At 63.0% G+C, this 16,280-nt stretch carries 15 protein-coding genes and 2 pseudogenes; 9 read left to right on the top strand and 8 right to left on the bottom strand.

Features of this window, described 5'->3' with window-relative positions:
* Nucleotides 1–16: 16 nt before the first annotated feature.
* From BHD08_RS18695 to pedF, 3 genes are read right to left on the bottom strand one after another with little or no spacing between them, the layout of a single operon-like run.
* Nucleotides 17–763 (bottom strand): quinoprotein dehydrogenase-associated SoxYZ-like carrier, encoded by a 747-nt coding sequence (locus BHD08_RS18695; RefSeq protein WP_125024123.1) that lies wholly within the window; start codon nucleotides 761–763, stop codon nucleotides 17–19.
* Nucleotides 764–813: 50 nt separating this feature from the next.
* Nucleotides 814–1,728 carry an ABC transporter substrate-binding protein gene (locus BHD08_RS18690; protein ID WP_125024121.1) on the bottom strand — a complete coding sequence of 305 codons (915 nt, stop codon included), beginning with the start codon at nucleotides 1,726–1,728 and terminating at the stop codon, nucleotides 814–816.
* On the bottom strand, nucleotides 1,728–2,165 hold the full coding sequence (gene pedF / locus BHD08_RS18685) for a cytochrome c-550 PedF (protein WP_015276878.1): 438 nt from the start codon (nucleotides 2,163–2,165) through the stop codon (nucleotides 1,728–1,730). The genes BHD08_RS18690 and pedF overlap by 1 nt, the downstream gene beginning before the upstream one ends.
* A gap of 308 nt (nucleotides 2,166–2,473) precedes the next feature.
* Here pedF and exaA point away from each other — a divergent pair, with 308 nt between their 5' ends.
* From exaA to BHD08_RS18665, 5 genes and pseudogenes are all read left to right on the top strand, one after another.
* Nucleotides 2,474–4,345, top strand: a complete 1,872-nt coding sequence (gene exaA, locus BHD08_RS18680; protein ID WP_125024119.1) for a quinoprotein ethanol dehydrogenase — start codon at nucleotides 2,474–2,476, stop codon at nucleotides 4,343–4,345.
* Between the two features lie 165 nt (nucleotides 4,346–4,510).
* Entirely contained in the window at nucleotides 4,511–5,161 is a 651-nt protein-coding gene (locus tag BHD08_RS18675) for a pentapeptide repeat-containing protein (RefSeq protein ID WP_125024117.1), read from the top strand.
* Nucleotides 5,162–5,278: 117 nt separating this feature from the next.
* A pseudogene (locus tag BHD08_RS23570) lies at nucleotides 5,279–6,061 on the top strand (PAS domain-containing protein); the annotation flags it as partial.
* Nucleotides 6,047–6,607: a methyl-accepting chemotaxis protein gene (locus BHD08_RS23565; protein ID WP_375708262.1), complete on the top strand. Its 561-nt coding sequence runs from the start codon at nucleotides 6,047–6,049 to the stop codon at nucleotides 6,605–6,607. The pseudogene BHD08_RS23570 and the gene BHD08_RS23565, both read left to right, overlap by 15 nt.
* A gap of 116 nt (nucleotides 6,608–6,723) precedes the next feature.
* Nucleotides 6,724–7,878: a DUF2703 domain-containing protein gene (locus BHD08_RS18665; protein ID WP_125024113.1), complete on the top strand. Its 1,155-nt coding sequence runs from the start codon at nucleotides 6,724–6,726 to the stop codon at nucleotides 7,876–7,878.
* A gap of 14 nt (nucleotides 7,879–7,892) precedes the next feature.
* Here BHD08_RS18665 and BHD08_RS18660 read toward each other — a convergent pair whose 3' ends face one another.
* The 5 genes from BHD08_RS18660 to BHD08_RS18640 form a co-directional block, all read right to left on the bottom strand.
* The gene (locus tag BHD08_RS18660) at nucleotides 7,893–9,056 is read right to left on the bottom strand and encodes an MFS transporter (protein ID WP_125024111.1); all 1,164 of its coding nucleotides are present in this window, start codon (nucleotides 9,054–9,056) and stop codon (nucleotides 7,893–7,895) included.
* 239 nt (nucleotides 9,057–9,295) lie between these two features.
* Complete coding sequence (locus tag BHD08_RS18655) at nucleotides 9,296–9,433, bottom strand: hypothetical protein (RefSeq protein WP_256678730.1); 138 nt, start codon at nucleotides 9,431–9,433, stop codon at nucleotides 9,296–9,298.
* 56 nt (nucleotides 9,434–9,489) lie between these two features.
* Nucleotides 9,490–10,149, bottom strand: a complete 660-nt coding sequence (locus BHD08_RS18650; protein ID WP_125024109.1) for a response regulator transcription factor — start codon at nucleotides 10,147–10,149, stop codon at nucleotides 9,490–9,492.
* Nucleotides 10,146–11,411, bottom strand: a complete 1,266-nt coding sequence (locus BHD08_RS18645) for a sensor histidine kinase (protein ID WP_125024107.1) — start codon at nucleotides 11,409–11,411, stop codon at nucleotides 10,146–10,148. Before BHD08_RS18645 ends, BHD08_RS18650 begins: the two co-directional genes overlap by 4 nt.
* A gap of 44 nt (nucleotides 11,412–11,455) precedes the next feature.
* Nucleotides 11,456–11,893 (bottom strand): hypothetical protein, encoded by a 438-nt coding sequence (locus BHD08_RS18640; protein WP_015276869.1) that lies wholly within the window; start codon nucleotides 11,891–11,893, stop codon nucleotides 11,456–11,458.
* A gap of 624 nt (nucleotides 11,894–12,517) precedes the next feature.
* On the opposite strand from BHD08_RS18640, the pseudogene BHD08_RS23560 reads away from it, so the two are divergent.
* The 4 genes and pseudogenes from BHD08_RS23560 to BHD08_RS18625 all read left to right on the top strand — a co-directional run.
* Nucleotides 12,518–13,549, top strand: a pseudogene (locus BHD08_RS23560) (HAMP domain-containing protein); the annotation flags it as partial.
* The gene (locus tag BHD08_RS23555) at nucleotides 13,541–14,449 is read left to right on the top strand and encodes a methyl-accepting chemotaxis protein (protein WP_375708261.1); all 909 of its coding nucleotides are present in this window, start codon (nucleotides 13,541–13,543) and stop codon (nucleotides 14,447–14,449) included. The pseudogene BHD08_RS23560 and the gene BHD08_RS23555, both read left to right, overlap by 9 nt.
* A 138-nt stretch (nucleotides 14,450–14,587) precedes the next feature.
* On the top strand, nucleotides 14,588–15,775 hold the full coding sequence (locus BHD08_RS18630; protein WP_125024104.1) for an ABC transporter substrate-binding protein: 1,188 nt from the start codon (nucleotides 14,588–14,590) through the stop codon (nucleotides 15,773–15,775).
* A complete protein-coding gene (locus BHD08_RS18625; RefSeq protein WP_015276866.1) occupies nucleotides 15,772–16,269 on the top strand; it encodes a tetratricopeptide repeat protein in 498 nt (165 codons plus the stop codon). Before BHD08_RS18630 ends, BHD08_RS18625 begins: the two co-directional genes overlap by 4 nt.
* The last annotated feature ends 11 nt before the right edge of the window (nucleotides 16,270–16,280 follow it).

Raw genomic sequence — 16,280 nt, 5'->3', positions numbered from 1 at the left:
GGATTGCGCGGTGCAGTCAGAATGCGGCCTCGAACTCGTTGCCGTTGTTGTCGCGCAACCACAAACGGGTTTCCTGACCGCCCTTCACTTCCAGGCTCAGGTTCGGGTTTTCGGCCACCGCGGGATACAGCTCCAGCTCCGCCATGACCTTGCCGTCTGCATCGCGCAACTCGGCCTGGTTGAGGAAGAATTCCGGAATACCGCCGACCAGACCGTTATCCATGGGATGGGATATCTGCAGGCGCAACCGGCTGAACTCGCCGCGGGGGAAGCGCGCACCAACCACCTCGCCCAGACGGTCTTCCCAACCCGCTTGCGCGCGCACGACGCTTGGCGCTGTGCAGCCGCCACCAGCTGCATCGACTCGCGCCGAGCCGATATGCCAGACGCCATCGCGGGTCAGCACAGCGGCGCGGATCGGCGTCGCCTGTTGCACCCGAATGCGAATGGCCACCAGCGGCACGACTTGGTCGCCTGGAGTAAAGGTGAAGATACGTGGGATCGGGTTGAGGTCGGCCCAGGCCTCGATGCGCACCACATCGTCACCCAAGGCGCGGGCGTCGATATGCACCGGCACCTGCCGGGAATCCTCGGCGAACGGTGGCACGTGCACCTGTACGCGCTCGTCGAACACGTAAGGCTCGCTGTTGAGCAAGCCCTTGTGATGGTACTCCCACATCACCGATTGCAGCGGGTCAGCCTCGGCCGCCACAGCAGTCGACGCATGGAAGGCAAACAGCAGCAGCAAGATTCGGGCGCTCATGTCGACTCCTCGAACGGCGATCCGCAGCGGGATCGGCATGGCGCAGCCGGTCAGCGCCCGGCCACGTCGCTCTCCACATCCTGGTACAACCCGGGCAACTCGTAGGTCAAACCGTGGCGGGCATAGAGCTTCGCCAGCTCGCCTTCGAGAATCAGTGGTTCCAGCGCCTCTTCCAGCGCGTAGGCCAGTTGTCGGTTGGATTCATGTACGGCCATCCCCAGGTCCCAGACCTGCTTGCCCATGTTCGGATAGGCGTTCTCGGCAAGTTTCAGATGCTCATCACCGGCCTTCGCAAGCAGCCACTCGACTTCCCCGCGCATGGCCATGGTGGCATCCACCTCGCCCTGCTGCATGGCGGTGAACGCCTGCGACACGCTCGGATAATGGTGAGTGTTCTTCGCCAGCCGACCTTCGAATACCGAGGAGAGGTAGAACGAGGGCACACTGTCGACCTCGACGCCAATCGGGTGGTACTGGAAGATCGCGACGCTTGGCACTTCATCGATGCGCCGGTCATCGTAGGCCGCCTGCCAGCGCTCGCGCTGGTAGGGGCCGAACATCACCACCAGCTCGTTGATCACCTCACCCAGCTCGTTGCGCTTGTAGGCGAACTCGCGGTCGTAGGGCACGCGCAGCATCACATCGGCCAGCACATCCGGCCTCAGGTAGTGGCCTTTCCAGATGAAATTGCGCAGATCGTCGTCAAGGGTTTCGTCCGGCGTCACCCACAGAACCTGCAGTTTCAGGCCCAGGCCTTCGGCGAGCTTGCGCGCCAGCTCCACATCGACACCACGCGGCTCGCCGTCATGCTGGTAGCTATACGGAGGAAAGTTCTCGTACATCGCCACCTTGAGCACGCCGGACTCGATGATGTCATCGAATGCACGCACCTTGACGATCTCCGCCTGCGCCAACGCGCCGCAAAGGGTCAACCACAGCGCGAGGACCAGCCGCGCGGCGTTCATCACTGCTTCGCCGCTTCGCTTTCAATATAGGTACGAATCGCCCACAGCGCTTCCTGACTGAGGGTGTCCGCCATGCGCGGCATGTACACGGCACCATCGCGGACTGCGCCGTTGATCACGCGCTCCTTGTACCACTCGTCACCGTCGTAGCTGGCTTCCAGCTCGCGTAGGTCGGGTGCGATACCACCGGAGATCGCTTCCAGGCCATGGCAACGAGCACAGTTCTGGTTGTACGCGGAGGAACCGATCTGCACCGCCAGATCATGATGTTCGCTCGGTGCGCGATAGGGGTTTTCTTCCAGCCATTCTTCACCGAGCGCCGGCAGGCCCTTGGTGTTGACGGCCTGCGGCGTCACGTCGCCATGCGCCATTACCAGGCCGGACATACCGAGGACACCCGCTGCCAGCAGTGAGCGCAAAAAGATCTTGTTATTCATGACTACCACCCTCTATTCGAGAACCTGTGCAACAGCCCCATCGGAGCGCATGGTGGTCATGTTGGCCGTGCGGGCGGGCCGGCAGAATCCTGCTTTGGATGCCTGCATCTCCTCCCTTGGTACTGGGTTTTACCACCACCTTTGGCACCGCACTGGTAGCAAGGCTAAATCACCCGGGGTTCGGGAAGGATTCCCGGCATCGGCGGGAGCTTTTCCGTGTCGGCTCTCACCGCGCGCTCTCAATAATCGAATCGCCAGGCCACCGCTATACGGCGGCCTTGTCCGAATCGACCAAGGGAATCGCAACCATGACAACAAGATCGAACCCCGGCAGCAAACGCCCACTCGCCATCGCCGTGCACTGCCTTGCACTGGCGGGCAGCCTGGCGCTGGCCGGTGCCGCGCATGCCAAACCGGTCAGCTGGGAAGACATCGCCAACGACCATCTTTCCACCGCCAACGTGCTGCAGTACGGCATGGGCACCAATGCACAGCGCTGGAGCCCGCTGGCGCAAGTCAACGAGAGCAACGTGTTCAAGCTGACTCCCGCCTGGTCATTCTCCTTCGGTGACGAAAAACAGCGCGGGCAGGAGTCCCAGGCCATCGTGCATGACGGCGTGATCTACGTGACCGGCTCGTACTCACGCGTGTTCGCCCTGGATGCCAAGACCGGCAAGCGCCTGTGGAGTTACGCCCATCGCCTGCCCGACGACATCCGCCCATGCTGTGACGTGGTCAACCGCGGCGCCGCCATCTATGGCGACAAGATCTACTTCGGCACCCTGGATGCTCGTCTCGTGGCGCTGAACAAGGACACCGGCAAGGTCGTCTGGAACAAGAAGTTTGGTGATCACGCCGCGGGCTACACCATGACCGGCGCACCGACCCTGGTGAAGGACGGCAAGACCGGCAAGGTGCTGCTGGTGCACGGCAGCTCGGGCGACGAGTTCGGCATCGTCGGCAAGCTGTTTGCCCGCGACCCGGAGACCGGCGAGGAAGTCTGGATGCGCCCCTTCGTCGAGGGCCACATGGGCCGTCTCAACGGCAAGGACAGCACACCGACCGGCGACATCAAGGCGCCTTCCTGGCCGGACGATCCCAACCACCCGACCGGCAAGAAGGAAGCCTGGAGCCAGGGCGGCGGCGCGCCGTGGCAGAGCGCCAGCTTCGACCCGGAAACCAACACCATCATCGTCGGTGCCGGCAACCCCGCCCCGTGGAACGGTTGGGAGCGCACCAGTGATGGCGGCAACCCGAAGGACTACGACAGCCTCTACACCTCCGGGCAGGTCGGCGTCGATCCGAGCACCGGCGAGGTGAAATGGTTCTACCAGCACACTCCGAACGATGCCTGGGACTTCTCCGGCAACAACGAGCTGGTGCTGTTCGACTACAAGGACAACAACGGCAAGACCGTCAAGGCCACCGCGCACGCCGATCGCAACGGCTTCTTCTATGTGGTCGACCGCAAGGACGGCAAGTTGCAGAACGCCTTCCCCTTCGTCGACGGCATCACCTGGGCCAGCCATATCGATCTGAAAACCGGTCGACCGGTGGAGAATGAAGGCCAGCGCCCACCCAAACCGGAACCAGGCGAAAAGCACGGCAAGTCAGTCGAAGTCTCGCCGCCCTTCCTCGGCGGCAAGAACTGGAATCCCATGGCCTACAGCCAGGACACCGGCCTGTTCTACGTGCCGGCCAACCACTGGAAGGAGGACTACTGGACCGAGGAAGTCAGCTACAAGAAGGGCTCGGCCTATCTCGGCCAGGGCTTCCGCATCAAGCGCATGTACGACGACCACGTCGGCATTCTGCGCGCCATGGACCCGACCACCGGCAAGGTGGCCTGGGAGCACAAGGAGAAGCTGCCATTGTGGGCCGGCGTGCTGGCGACCAAGGGCAATCTCGTCTTCACCGGCACCAGCGACGGCTATTTCAAGGCCTTCAACGCGAAAACCGGCGATGAGCTGTGGAAGTTCCAGACCGGCAGCGGCGTGATTTCCCCGCCGGTAACCTGGGAACAGGACGGCGAGCAATACATTGGTGTGACGGTCGGCTACGGCGGCGCCGTGCCGCTGTGGGGCGGCGATATGGCGGTGCTGACCAAGCCGGTCGCGCAGGGCGGCTCATTCTGGGTATTCAAGCTGCCGGAATGGGAGAAGAAGACCGCCAAACGATGAGCGGAAGCGTGCCCGTCATAGCAACGGGCACGCCTCAATTGCATCGAGGTACCGCGGTTCACGCGGCGGATCGGGTCTGTCGGCTTCGGGTTGGCGCTCTCGCCGACCAGCCAGACCCGCCGCGCGACCGCATTTCCCGCATCCAAACTCTTTCGGAACGTCACCATGAAAATGCTCTCCCGACTGCTGCCGCTGGTCCTGCTCGCCAGCCCTGCCGTGTTTGCCGCAGACGAAGGCCCGCTGACCGTCAACGGCTGTACCCTGCAGCCAGATAGTCAGTGCCCCAATGCTGATCTGCGCGGCGCCGACCTGAGCAATCAGGATCTGCGGCGCATCAACCTCGCTGGGGCCAACCTGTCTGGCGCCAACCTGCGCCACGCCAACCTCGACCTGGCCAATCTGGAAAAAGCTGACCTCACCGGCGCCACGCTGAACCGGGCCAGCCTGCAACAGGCCAACCTGCGCCTGGCCAACTTCACCAATGCCCGGCTGATCGCCGTGCAGGGCTGGGGGCTGTTCGCGCAAGCGGCACAGTTCAAGGGCGCCGATCTCACGGGTGCCTATCTGGAATTCGCGCGCATGAGCGGCGCGAAGATGCACGGCAGCAAGCTGCACGCCGCCGATCTGGAGATGACCTGGCTGAGCAAGGCCGACCTCAAGGGCGCCGACCTGACCGACGCCAACCTGCAGGAAGCCAAGCTTAACGACGCCAACCTGGCCGATGCCGTGCTGACCGGTGCTCGGCGCCACTACGCAACATTCCAAGGCACCAACATGGAGGGCTGCAAGGACTGCCCGCACGGCTGGGAAAAGTGATCTGCATACCTGCAGAGCAGCGGCGATGCAGTTCCTCAATCAATCCCATAGAAAGCCTGCACTAACGAAAACTCATACGGCGCCGATGACGTGACTGGGCAGTCTGCCCTTCACTGGATGCCAATAAGAATGTTCAACAATCACCTCAAACGAGAACTGGCCGAGCTACGCGAGGAAGTCGCGACCGACCGCCAGATCAAGGACTCGTTGTACAGGGAAATGATGGTCCTGGAACTGGACCGGCAGGGACGCATCCAGTACGCCAACGAGCTATTCCTGAACGAAATGGGTTATCGCCGTGACGACATCGTCGGCCGCGCGCTGGATGACTTCTTCACTGCGCAGTTTCGCGCCGAGCCGAACTACGCGCGCCTCAAAACGGCCATGCAGCGCGCCGAGCACATCAGTGGTGCATACCGATTGCTGCGTGCCGATGGTCAGGAGGCATGGCTGCGTTCGATCTGGCAACCAATCAAAAGCTCGAACGGCACGCCGCTCCATTTCACGCTATGCGCCACCAACCTGACCCGCACCATCGAGGCGTCCCGTGAGCATGAGAGCGTGATCAACGCGCTGCTGCGCTCCACCGCGGTGATCGAGTTCGACCTCGGCGGGCATGTCATCACGGCCAACCAGCGATTCCTGGACGGCATGGGCTATCGCCTCGAACAGATCAAGGGCAAGCATCACCGTATGTTCTGTGAGCGTGAAGAGGCAGAATCTGCGGCCTACCGCGAGTTCTGGGCCAGCCTGAACCGCGGCGAGTACATTGCCGAGCGCTTCAAGCGTATCGACGCGCACGGCCAGGCGGTCTGGCTCGAGGCCTCGTACAACCCGGTTCACGATGCCTACGGCAAGTTGTACAAGGTCATCAAGTTCGCCACGGTGATCACCGATCAGGTCAATCGTGAACTGGCGGTCGCCGAGGCCGCGACCATCGCCTATGACACCTCGCAGCACACCGATCTCAGTGCCCAGCGCGGCGCGCAGGTGGTTCAGCAGACTGTGGATGTGATGCATCGCATCGCCCAGCAGATGCAGGACGCCTCCGATGGCATCGAAGCGCTGGACAAGCAATCGCAACTGATCAGCGCCATCCTCAAGACCATCAGCGGCATCGCCGACCAAACCAACCTGCTGGCCCTGAATGCCGCAATCGAAGCGGCCAGAGCCGGCGACCAAGGCCGCGGTTTCGCGGTCGTTGCCGATGAAGTGCGTCAGCTGGCTGCCCGTACCAGCACCGCTGCCAAGGAGATTGTCGGCGTGGTACAGAAGAACCAGGACCTGGCTCAAGCCGCCGTGCACAGCATGTCTGTCAGCCGTGAGCAAACCGAACAGGGACTGGAATTCGCCAACCAGGCCGGCGCGGTGATCGTCGAGATCCAGGACGGTGCACAGCGGGTAGTCAGCGCTGTCGGGCAGTTCGCCAGCCAATTGAAGAGCTGACGGTATGCTTGCCGGAGTGGCGCACGCCCAGCATTCGCGTCACTCCGGCGATGCACTCTAGACTGTGCAGGTAAGATCCCAAGCGCCAAACCGGCTGATTCTTCGAGGACCGACGATTGAGCCAGAAGCCCATTATCCACATCGTCCAGCAGGCGGATATCGCCGGGCTGCCAGCATTCGCCGGGGTGCCGCTCGAGCGCATCAGCATGCCCGCCACAGCTGCCGAGTTTGCGCTGGCGGTGGCTGAAATCCTGCAGGCGTCATGCATCGGTTTCGATACCGAGTCCAAGCCCACCTTCAAGGTAGGTGAAGTTTCCAGCGGCCCGCACCTGATCCAGTTCGCCACGGCAGAAAGGGCTTATCTGCTGCGGGTCGGCATGCCTGGGTGTACAGAGGCAGCTCGTGCCGTGCTGCAGGCACCGGGGATAGTGAAGATCGGTTTCGGCCTGAAATCCGATCATTCCCGGCTGCGCAGCAAGCTGAACATTCAACCGGTCAGCCTGCTCGACCTGGGTTCGGTACTGCGCTATCAGGGCAAGAAAGGCCAGGTCGGCCTGCGCGGTGCCGTGGCTGGGATACTCGGTACACGGATCGAGAAATCACGCAGGGTGGCCACCTCGAATTGGGCCAATGCGCGCCTGACCGAAGCGCAGCAGGCATATGCGGCGAACGACGCCTATGCTGCGCTCAGGGTGTTTCTCGGACTGGTGTTGGAGCAGCAAAGCCTGCTGCTCCAGCATGCGACCACCAGCGATGCACGAGGGGCAACCCCGGCAAATCGGAAGCCACGCCCTCCCCGATCCGATAGGAATACCGCCATGAAGAAAACCCTGACGATCCGTTGGCAGCGACTGGTGAACGAACATGGCGAGACATGCCCCCGCTGCGGAGCTACCGAGCAGGCCGTTCGGCACGCGACCGCGGATCTGCGCCAGGCACTGCGCATCCTGGGAATTGACGTGCGCCTCGAAACGTCGCAACTGAGCCCCGCGGACTTCGCCCAGGCGCCACTGGAATCGAATCGCCTATGGATTGCTGAAGTACCGCTCGAACAGTGGCTCGGTGCGGCTGCGGGAGAAAGCCGCTGCTGCTCGGCGTGCGGCGATGCCAACTGCCGGACGCTGGAAGTCGCCGATGCGACCCACGAGGCCGTCCCGGCAGAGCTGATCATCAAGGCCGGTCTCCTGGCAGCCGCGCAGCTTCCGGACAATGCCAGCGGTTGCTGCCCAACGGCTCAGGCCACGTCGGGCCATGGCGGTTGCTGCTCCTGACCCAACTGCAGCGATCAGCCGAGCCCCTGTGCGGTGCGTTGCAGAAGCGATAACGCCACGTAGGCGAGTACGCCCAGCGCCGCCGAAAGCCAGAGCGCACCCGTGCCGAAATCATCGATCAGCAGCGCGAAGACGAACGGGGCGAACGCCTGGGCGAAGCGTGCCGGCACCATCAGCAAGCCTTGGCGCAAGCCATATCCATGCGGTCCGAACAACGCCAGCGGCAAGGTGCCTTTGGCGATGGTCAGAATGCCGTTGCCGCCGCCATGCAGAAGCACGAAAGCCGTGGTAGCCGGCGCACCAGCAAGCAGCACACCCGCAGCCCCTACCGGATGGGCGACGGCGGCGAGGCGCGCCGAGATCAACGGATGAAAGCGCTGCAGCAAGACAAACTCCAGGCAGCGAGCGCCAACCTGCGCCGGACCGACCAGCGCTGCAACACCGATCGCCGCCGCGGCAGAAAGCCCCGACTCCTGCAGCAGACGGGGCAGATGCGCCGCCATCGCCGTGCTGGTGAACCAGGTAGCGGCGAACACGAAAGCCAACAGCGCCATGGTCAGGCCCGAGCCGGGACGGCCATTGGCCTGTGATCGCTCGGCCGGAGACATCGCCCGCTGGACGCCGACCGGAATCAACAGACGATTCAGCGGCAACCCGAGCAACAGATGCACGCCCGCCCATGTCAGGCAGGTAGCGCGCCAGCCGTACTCGGCGTTCAACCAGCCACTGATCGGCCAGCATATGGTGCTGGCGAAACCGGCGAGTAGCGTTATGCCGGTAATCGCTCCACGTGCATCGCGCCCGAAGATTCCGGTGAGTGTGGAAAAGGCCGATTCGTAAAGCCCCAGCGCCATGCCGATACCGATCACCAGCCAGCCGAGCCAGAGCATCAGCGGGCCGCTGGCCATGCCAAGCACGGCCAGCCCGGCGGCAAAAATGATGCTGGACAGCGCCAGCACATCGCGTCCGCCGTGATGGTCGATGCGCTTGCCCGATAGCGGCCCGAGAACGGCGGTGACGATCAGTGCCAGGGAGAACGCGGCGAATACATTGCCGGTGGATATGCCCAGTTCGCTCGCCATCGGTTCGGCGAGAATGGCCGGCAGGTAGTAAGTCGAGCCCCAGGCCAGGGTCTGTGCACTGCCGAGTGCAAGCACGATGCGCAGGCGTGACGGCATGCTCAGCGGCACCCGCCGGCGGTATGTTGCGAGACGAGGCTGTGGTGATGGACGCGGTTCATCCGTGCTCCTCTGCTGCCGTCGACCAGTCGGCCAAGCTCGCCAGGATACGCAATCGGCCATGACGATTTCGCGTCACATACCTAGAACCTGGAACAGGCCGAACGGCGCAGCCAGGCCGGACGCAAACATGCCGAGCGCAAAGGCCAGGCAGGCTCAGTGGAGCTGCGACTGATCGGTTATAGCGCATCCCAGCGGTAACGCGCCCCCAGCCAGCCCGCCCGCGGCGCACCTGGGGCGATGAACTGCTCGTGGCGCCATTCGTCCGGGTCCGATTCGAAAGCGTTGCCGCTGCCAACGAAGGGGTTCTCGGCCAACGCGCCGCCGGTGGCGTAGCGCTTGTCGAAGAGGTTGTCGACCCGGCCGAAACGGATCAGGCCTCGCAGACCATGCGGTCGCCGACGCGGAGCAAACCCAGGTCGATGGCCCGGTGCACCAGCTCGGCCTGGGAGCTGACCCCCAGCTTGCTTTTCAGCAGGGCCATATGGTTTGAGACAGTCTTGCTGCTTATGCACAGACGCTCAGCGATCTCGCGATTGCCGATGCCACGGGCAAGCATGATGAAGATCTCCATCTCCCGCGGCGTCATCTCGGCCAGCCGTCCCTTGGCCGGTGAATGCGACGGCCGCTGGCACGCAAGATCCGTAGCCAGGGGCTGCTCGATGAAGGTTTGCCCGGCAAGCACCTTGCGCACTGCCTCGACCAGCACATCGGGCGCGCAGCGCTTGGTCAGATAGCCGGAGGCGCCGGCATCCAGCGCCTGCCGAACCAGCGCGAGTTCGTCGTGCATGCTGAAGATCAGCACTGGCATCAGCGGCAGTCGCTGACGCAGGCGGCGACAGGTTTCCAGTCCGCTGATGCCCGGCAGGCCGAGGTCGAGCACGACCAGGCTGGGAATCGACTGCTGAACCTGCTCCAGCGCCTGCTCGCCGCTGGCGGCTTCACTGACTGTCACTTCCGGGAGCAATGCCTTCAGCAGGCTCGCATAGCCCTGACGCACCACCGCGTGGTCATCCACCAGCAGAATCTTCATGACATGGCTCCTTGCAAAGGCAATTTGAGATAGAGCGCCCAGCCCTTGCCGGCGCGGTGGCGCACACGCAAGCGGGCACCGAGGCAACGCGCGTGCTCGACCATCGAGCGCAGGCCGACACCCGGGCGCTCCGCCGGCTGCCCGTGTCCGTCATCACGGATCAGCAATCGCAAGCCAAGAGGGTCACCACGCAGATCGAGACACACGCGAGTCGCACGCGCATGCCGTGCCACGTTGGTCAGCGCCTCCTGCACCATGCGATAGAGATGCACCTTGGCGTCCATCGACAGGTCTGGAATTGGTCCTCGCAGTCGGACTTCGCACGCGATGCCCTGGGTGCTTTGCCATTGCTCGGCCAGTTGCCCAATCGCGTCTTCCAGACTCAGGTGATCGAGCATCACCGGATACAGGTCACGCACCAGCGTGCGAAAGCCGTTCTGTAGATCGAGGCTGTGTTGTTCGAGATGGGCTGCCGTTTCGCGAATGGCCGACGGCTGATCGGCCTGAACGCGCAGCAGGCAGGCCCGCGCGCGGATGCCGGCCAGATACTGGCCGAGGTCGTCATGCAGCGCCTGCGCCAGCCGGGTGCGCTCACGCTCCTGCAGCGCCAGTAGCGCCTGGGTCAGCCGTTCGTTGTCGAGCCGGGCGTCCTCGAGGGCAGCCGCCATGTGATTGAAGTGCTCGGCGAGTTCACGCGCCTCGGCGAAGCGATGCGGCGGCAGGCGCGTGTCGAGCCGGCCATCGGCGATTCGCACCAGCGCACCGAACAACTCGGCCAATACGCGCATCCCGGGCCGCAGTGCCCAACGAATCGCCAGCAGGCAAAGCAGCAGCGCCAGGCCGAACAACACCACTAGCTGTACCAACGAGTCCCTGACTTCCTCGACTTCGTCGCTTGGATCGACGCTGATATGCAAGCGTCGGCCATTCGGCAGTTGCAGCACCGTGGGTGCAGACAGCTCGGCCGGATACAGCCACGCCCCGAGCCAGTCGCTCCGCACCGGATCGGCGGCATCGGCCCCAACCAAGTCCGCTTCGAGCCAGCGAACGCGGACGTGACGCAGGCTGTCGGTGAGTCCAGGTCGCAAGGATTCTGGATCACGCTCGGCCATTTCGCCGAGGTAGCCAACCACCGCGGCAGCGGCATTCAGCTCACGCTGCACGTCATGGCTGGCCTGGCGTAGCAAGACTGCCAGGCAAACCAGCGTGACCAGCGTGAAGAAAAGCGTGACCAGCAGATTGATTCGCCAGAGTGCAGACATGTCGACGGTTTCCCGGGGTCAGCTGTGCCGAGCGCGAGGTCGCTTCACTTGACCACGAACCGGCCTTCCATCCCCTTGTTCTGCAGACCCTTGCAGTAGAAGGGAAAGCTGCCCGGCTTGACTGGCAGGAAGAAGATTTCCGCTTCACCGGCGTCTTCGAACTCCAACTCGACCAGCGTGATCGCCTTGATCTCTACGCCGCCGGCCTCGACCTTGCGCAGGAATATCGACTGCGCGAACTCGGGGGCCTGAAACGCACACTCTTTCTGACCATCGGAGCTGATCTTGAGCTGATAGGCGACACCTGTTTCCAGCTGGTACTCCTTCTGCGAGACGGCGTAATCGCTTTCTTCGGAGCCAAATTTAAGGTCGGGCAACGCCTGCGTCCGGCGAGTCAGGTCGCCAGCGGCATGGCTGTGATCGAAGCCGATCAGGCTGCCAATCAGCAGAAGGTTGAACAGCAGCGCTTTGATAGTGGGCATGGGCATAGTCTCGTTATTGTTTTCGGTGCCCCATCCTAAGGCGCCCCGCTGCGCCCAGCTTCCTACCTTGGTAGCGCCTAGACCGGCAGGTCGCATTGCGTCGCGCCGGAGCCAGTCGATCACGCGCATCGAAACCGACCAGAAAAGCACGTTCTCCGCTTATTTCTGAACGCTGGCGCTACTGACTTAGGTAGCGGCCCGTTAAACCAGTACCAACGTAGCAGTACCAAGGTTCCGATCAACTTAATTGCCGGCCGGCCGCAATACTCAGGCATGCATGATGCCGTTTAGACATCACCTCGATCTCCGGCGACTGGGCGGCTGTATTGCCATCCCTGGTACGCCGCCGCTGGTTCTTTTGCGTTATCAGGAGTTGGAACCGTGATCTCTCTCAAATCCATACAGCAGCGAATAGCAATTACCGGCGGCTTATGCCTGCTCGCGACAGCAGGCATATTGATCGGCTACAGCGTCTACCTTGCCAGCACGACTCAGCAGCTGGTTTCTGGCCGTGTCAGTCAGCAGGCGCAAGAGGACGCATTGCAAACCCTGCAGCATCTTGGTGGCAAGTACGCGGGCGAGATCCGCTCCGAGTTCACCGAGGCACTGGAAGCCGCCCGCGGCATGGCGACCGCATTCGCAGTCGGCAAGTCGGGTTCGACGAACTCTGGAGGCCTCCAGATCGGGCGTGATGAGGTCAATTCCATTCTGCTGAACGTGCTCAAGAGCCAGCCAGACTTCAACGGCACGTACTCATGCTGGGAACCCGACGCCATCGATGGCCAGGACTTCCTGTTCACCGACGGACAGAACGGCAACAACGGGCAGACCGGCCGCTTCACGCCGTACTGGACACGTGGTGCAGACGGCAAGATCGCCGTTCAGCCGCTGGTCGAGTACGACACCATGGACAAGCACCCCAACGGGGTGCTCAAGGGCGGCTGGTATATCGGCCCGCGGGAAACGCTCAAGGAAAGCGTACTCGGCCCACTGCCCTACATCGTTCAGGGCAAGCAGGTGTGGCTGGCGACGCTCTCGGTGCCAATCATCGTCGACGGTCGCTTTATGGGCGTAGCGGGCACCGACTACAACCTGGACTTCGTGCAGCAAATCAGCCAGGAAGTATCCGCCAAGTTGTTCGACGGACAGGGTGAAGTGGCGATAATCAGTGATCAGGGCCTTATCGTTGCGGAAAGCCGCTTCCCGAATCTGATTGGTCAGCATTTCCAAAAAGTACTGCCTGATGGCTGGCAGACGGTGCTGACCTCAGTGCAGAAAGGCGAAGAACTTGCCCGTCTGGATGACAACGGCATGGTCGTGGTGTTTGCCCCCATCGAGCTAGGCCGCACCGGAAAGCCCTGGTCGATGATGCTGAAGATCGACAAGGAGATCGTGCTGGCCAAGGCGACCGAACTGAAAGCGGAGATGGATGCGCAAAGCGCCCGGAGCATGCTGCAACAGATTGGCGCGGGCGTGCTCATCTCGCTACTTGCGGTCATTGCTTTGTGGATTTCCTCCCGGGCGCTGGCGCTGCCCATTCGCAAGGCGGCTCAGCTGGCCGGGGCGATTCAGAAAGGTGACTTCTCCCAGCGCATGGCGCACCAGTCTGCAGACGAAGTCGGCCAGCTGTCCGCCAGCCTTGACAGGATGGCAGACAGTCTCCAGGAACAGGTGCACGTCGCCGAGCGTATATCCCAGGGCGACCTGGCGGTCGAAGTGAGGCTGGCATCGGAACAGGATCAACTCGGCCTTGCGCTGCGGAGAATGGTGGACAACCTGAATGGGCTGGTATCTCAGGTACAGCAGAGCTCCGAGCTGATCAACGACAAAGCGGGCCGGGTCACCACGCTGAGCCAGGATCTGTCCAACGGCGCGACGGAATCCGCATCGGCGGTTACCGAGATCAGCGCGACCGTGAACCAGATGGCTGTGCAGATCCGCCAGACCTCCGAGTACGCCAGCGAAGCCAACGCGCTCTCGCGCAACTCAGAACATTCGGCGCGCAGCGGCAATGAGCTGATGGTCACGCTCAAGGCCGCGATGCAGGAGATCAACCAGTCGGGGCTGGACATTACCAACATCATTCGGGCAATCGAAGAGATCGCCACGCAAACCAATCTGCTCGCGTTGAATGCGGCCATCGAGGCGGCCCGAGCGGGCGAGCATGGGCGCGGATTCGCAGTGGTTGCCGATGAGGTCCGTCAGCTGGCAGCACGCAGCGCCGAAGCCGCACAACGCTCCACGCGGCTGATTCAGGAGTCCAATGCACGCACGATCAAGGGCATGGAGATAACCGACGACACGGCACGTGCACTCGAGGCAATTGTCCAGGGCGCGGCGCAGGTATCGCAGCTGGTGGACGAGATCGCTTCCGCGTCGAGCCAACAGGCATCCGGTATCGAGCAAGTCAGCCAGGCCATCGGCCAGATCGATGAGGTCGTACACCACAACAGCACCAACTCCGAGCAGTCGACGCAAGCGGCACAGGAGCTGACGCAGCAAGCGCAGCAAATGATCGTTCAGGTCGGACGATTCAAGGTCAGGCGAGTTCGCTGACAGGCCCGAGGCGGCGCGCCTGCTGCGCCGCCTCGCTGGGTTTTTCTACGACCTTGGTACACAGCGACTGGTACTTTCTGCATATTCCCCCGCTCCGCCATGGTTCCTATGCTGCCTGCAACGTCACAGGAGCTGCCCATGCGCCATGTATTACGACGAGCCGGTTTCCTGATCGCCTTCACCTGCTGCGCCCCTTGGGCGGCCGCCGCCCCCAGCCAGGAGCTATCGATACGCATCGGCTACCTGGGTTATCGAGCGGATACCGGGCCAGTGCTCTCCAACGTCATTCCTGAACCGGAAGATGCCGCCCTTCGCGGCGCCGAGTTGGCGATTACCGATAGCAACAGCACCGGACGCTTTCTCAAGCACAGCTACGCGCTCGAGGCGGTCACCAGCGATACGGCGGAGGACCTGCTTGAACAGGCCGCCAAGCAATACGCGGATGGCTTGCGCCTGTTCGTGGTCAATGCCCCGGCGGCAACCTTGCGCCAGCTGTCCGACGCCATGCCGCAAGCCCTGCTGATCAATGCCGGCAGCGCCGACGACGCGCTGCGCAGCCAGAGTTGCCTGGCCAATGTCCTGCACACACTGCCGAGCCGCAGCATGCTCGCCGACGCGCTAGGCCAGTTCCTGGCGGCGCGGCGCTGGAACCGCTGGCTACTGATCGCCGGCCCTACCGCGGATGATCAGGCCTACGCCGATGCGCTGCGCCGTGCAGCAAAGCGCTTCGGGCATCGGATCGTCGCGGAAAAAGCCTGGAGCTTCGACAACGACCAACGCCGCAGCGCCCAGGCCGAGATGCCGCTGTTCACCCAGGCCGCCGAATACGACGTGGTGCTGGTGGCCGACGAGCGTGGCGACTTCGGCGAGTACGTGCCCTACCAGACCTGGCTGCCAAGGCCGGTTGCCGGTACTCAGGGTATGACCGCCACCGGCTGGCACAAGACTGTGGAAACCTACGGCGCCGCGCAGCTGCAGAAACGTTTCGAAGCGCATGCCAAGCGCTGGATGAATGACCGCGACTTCGCCGCCTGGATGGGCGTGCGCAGCCTTGCCGCCGCAATCACGCGCTTGCGCAGCACGGACCCCGCCGCGATTCGCCAGTTGTCGCTCAGCGGCGAGCTGCCGCTGGATGGCTTCAAGGGCCGCAAACTGAGCTACCGCGCATGGGACGGTCAGCTGCGCCAGCCGATTCCACTGGTGCACCCGCGCGCACTGGTTTCCAATTCCCCGCAGGAGGGCTTCCTGCACCCCACCAGCGAGCTGGATACCCTCGGCTTCGATGCGCCGGAAAGCAGCTGTCGCCTCAGCGAGGTTCACCCATGAAGCGATCAATGATTGGCGGCTTGCTGGGCCTGGCGCTGCTGTCCAGCAGCACGATCCAAGCTGATGAGTTGGGTTACGAAGCCTATGTGGACAGTCCCAAGCGCATCAAATGTCTCTACGGCTACGTGACGGCGAAGACCGGCAACTTCGATGCCGCCAGAGCCATCTTCGAAGACTGCGTGGCGCGCTGGAACGACGTCTATTCACTGATCTCGCTCGCGCAGATGTACGAGAGCGGCAACGGTGTGGAGAAAGACCTGAACAAATCCGCCGCGCTGCTCAAGCAGGGCGCGGAGCAGCCGGACAACGCCAGTTATGTCAGCCTGGCGCGCTATCACTGGGGCGTCGCGCTGGCCGAAGGGCGCGGCGTCGAGGCTGACCCCGAGTCCGCACGCAGCTGGTTGCAGCGCGCGGCTGCCGATGGCCAGCCGGAAGCGGACGAATACCTGCAGCGGCTGGAGCAAGCTCGCGTGCCAGCATCGATCACACAATAACGACAAGAGAA

The organism is Pseudomonas sp. SCT, assembly GCF_003864275.1.
Taxonomy (GTDB): Bacteria; Pseudomonadota; Gammaproteobacteria; order Pseudomonadales; family Pseudomonadaceae; genus Stutzerimonas; species Stutzerimonas stutzeri_AE.
This window is presented reverse-complemented; position numbering and strand designations above follow the sequence as displayed.

Excerpts from the sequence above, each read along its gene's own strand:
- BHD08_RS18630 (WP_125024104.1), top strand. The coding sequence starts at position 14,588 with ATGCGCCATGTATTACGACGAGCCGGTTTCCTGATCGCCTTCACCTGC.
- exaA (WP_125024119.1), top strand. The coding sequence starts at position 2,474 with ATGACAACAAGATCGAACCCCGGCAGCAAACGCCCACTCGCCATCGCC.
- pedF (WP_015276878.1), bottom strand. The coding sequence starts at position 2,165 with ATGAATAACAAGATCTTTTTGCGCTCACTGCTGGCAGCGGGTGTCCTC.
- BHD08_RS18650 (WP_125024109.1), bottom strand. The coding sequence starts at position 10,149 with ATGAAGATTCTGCTGGTGGATGACCACGCGGTGGTGCGTCAGGGCTAT.
- BHD08_RS18675 (WP_125024117.1), top strand. The coding sequence starts at position 4,511 with ATGAAAATGCTCTCCCGACTGCTGCCGCTGGTCCTGCTCGCCAGCCCT.
- BHD08_RS18690 (WP_125024121.1), bottom strand. The coding sequence starts at position 1,728 with ATGAACGCCGCGCGGCTGGTCCTCGCGCTGTGGTTGACCCTTTGCGGC.
- BHD08_RS18645 (WP_125024107.1), bottom strand. The coding sequence starts at position 11,411 with ATGTCTGCACTCTGGCGAATCAATCTGCTGGTCACGCTTTTCTTCACG.
- BHD08_RS18695 (WP_125024123.1), bottom strand. The coding sequence starts at position 763 with ATGAGCGCCCGAATCTTGCTGCTGCTGTTTGCCTTCCATGCGTCGACT.
- BHD08_RS18660 (WP_125024111.1), bottom strand. The coding sequence starts at position 9,056 with ATGCCGTCACGCCTGCGCATCGTGCTTGCACTCGGCAGTGCACAGACC.
- BHD08_RS23555 (WP_375708261.1), top strand. The coding sequence starts at position 13,541 with ATGGCAGACAGTCTCCAGGAACAGGTGCACGTCGCCGAGCGTATATCC.
- BHD08_RS18640 (WP_015276869.1), bottom strand. The coding sequence starts at position 11,893 with ATGCCCACTATCAAAGCGCTGCTGTTCAACCTTCTGCTGATTGGCAGC.
- BHD08_RS18625 (WP_015276866.1), top strand. The coding sequence starts at position 15,772 with ATGAAGCGATCAATGATTGGCGGCTTGCTGGGCCTGGCGCTGCTGTCC.